At 53.8% G+C, this 1,811-nt stretch carries 2 protein-coding genes and 1 pseudogene; 1 reads left to right on the top strand and 2 read right to left on the bottom strand.

Features of this window, described 5'->3' with window-relative positions; translation table 11 throughout:
* Positions 1-284, bottom strand: a pseudogene (locus B3Z49_RS09570) (hypothetical protein); the annotation flags it as partial.
* A 39-nt stretch (positions 285-323) separates the two neighbouring features.
* On the bottom strand, positions 324-587 hold the full coding sequence (locus tag B3Z49_RS09565; protein WP_296990361.1) for a hypothetical protein: 264 nt from the start codon (positions 585-587) through the stop codon (positions 324-326).
* On the opposite strand from B3Z49_RS09565, the gene B3Z49_RS09560 reads away from it, so the two are divergent.
* Positions 586-1,811 (top strand): 5'-3' exonuclease H3TH domain-containing protein (locus tag B3Z49_RS09560; RefSeq protein ID WP_296990359.1); only part of this gene is annotated, 1,226 nt, incomplete at its 3' end. The genes B3Z49_RS09565 and B3Z49_RS09560 overlap by 2 nt on opposite strands.

Below are 1,811 nucleotides of genomic sequence, written 5' to 3'. Positions count from 1 at the left end.
TGATCAAAGTTGGCAAGGCGTTGATTGCGTTCATAAATGCCAAAGACAACAAACAGGCCATGGACGATCAGGCCAAAAGTACCAAAGGTCAGGATAAAGCGCAGCCATGCAGTGACGCTAAAAAAGCTGCGCCATCCACCACCGTTCGCGTTGCGACGGTCTTTCTGCTTTTTGCCTTTCCGGGTGGCGAGCTTCATGTCATCTGAAAGCTCACGCGCCGGACCTGCAGTTTCTACGCCGATGCCTTTTGGCAAGAATTCCGGCTTGCTCGTTTTCCGGGCCACGAACCCGCTCTCCCATGTCCCTTGGGATGAAGTAATCCGCTACCATAGCAATCCCGGGGCAAGCTGATAAGCACAAAGAAGAATGATGCCAAAAAACCCGGAAAATGAGGGTTTTAGCAATATTGTTATGATTTCGAAATGATATCTGAGCCACGCAAGCTTACCCTTGGCATTCGCAAGCGCAAAACTGTCAGCAGCCTTGGTTGTTTTTGCCTGTTTACGGCAGGCGGCACTCGACTTACAGGCCGGGATCGGGCATTCTTCCGGCCAATCTTTTAACGAGTATAAGAGCACGAGACGCATGACAGATTCCGCCCCGTCCAGCACCGGTTCGTCCGCCGACAAATCCCCGCGTCGCGTCGTTCTGGTTGACGGTTCCGGCTTTATTTTCCGCGCCTTTCACGCCCTGCCACCGATGACGAGCCCCGATGGCACGCCGGTGAATGCGGTCTATGGCTTCTGCACCATGCTGATGAAGCTGCGCGAAGATACCAAACCAGACCATATGGCGGTGATCTTTGACACCAAGGGCAAGTCGTTCCGCAACGACTTCTATCCCGACTACAAGGCCCATCGTCCGCCGCCCCCCGAAGAACTGGTGCCGCAGTTTGGCCTGATCCGTGATGCGACCCGTGCGTTTAATTTGCCATCGATCGAACTTGAAGGTTTTGAGGCCGACGATCTGATCGCGACCTATGCCCGCCAGGCCGAGGCAGAAGGTTCCGACGTGATTATCGTGTCTTCGGACAAGGACCTCATGCAGTTGGTCACCGATCGGGTGCAAATGTTTGATGCGATGAAGAATCGCACCATCGGTGCTGCCGAAGTTCTGGAGAAATTCGGCGTTTCCCCGGACAAGGTCATTGATATTCAGGCCCTTGCAGGCGATTCTGTTGATAACGTGCCGGGTGTGCCCGGTATTGGCATTAAAACCGCCGCTCAACTTATTGATGAATATGGTGATCTTGATTCTCTACTGGAGCGCGCCGGTGAAATCAAACAGCCCAAGCGCCGTGAAAAGCTGATTGAAAATGCCGAGCTTGCCCGTATTTCGCGCGATCTGGTGACGCTGAAAACCGATGTGCCGGTGGTCGAACCGCTGGGTGATTTCGAATTGCGTGAACCCGATCCCGAAGTTCTTTTAAGCTTCATCGCAAGTCACGGCTTTAAATCATTGCTTTCTAAAGTAAAGTCGAAATTCGGCGGCGATGTTGAGTTTGATAGCCCGACAGCGGCCGGTGTTGGCGTCAATGATATCAAGGTCGAAAAGGCCGAATATGAACTGGTGCAGGATGAAGACCGCCTAAAGCACTGGATTTCCGAAGCCGAATATCTTGGCACCGTCGCGGTCGATACCGAAACCACATCACTTGATGCCCATACTGCCAAGCTGGTCGGCGTTTCACTTTCGACCGAGCCCGGCAATGGCTGCTACATCCCGCTTGGTCATGTCAGTGGCGCGGCGCAAGGCGGCTTTGATTTTGGCGACAATCCCGCCGACAGCCCAAGCAACAGCAAGGACGCGCC

Origin of the sequence: Thalassospira sp. UBA1131, from assembly GCF_002311515.1 — a bacterium.
Lineage (GTDB): Bacteria > Pseudomonadota > Alphaproteobacteria > Rhodospirillales > Thalassospiraceae > Thalassospira.
Note: the sequence above shows the minus strand (reverse complement) of the source record. Positions and strands in the feature narration are given on the sequence as shown.

Excerpts from the sequence above, each read along its gene's own strand:
- B3Z49_RS09565 (WP_296990361.1), bottom strand. The coding sequence starts at position 587 with ATGCGTCTCGTGCTCTTATACTCGTTAAAAGATTGGCCGGAAGAATGC.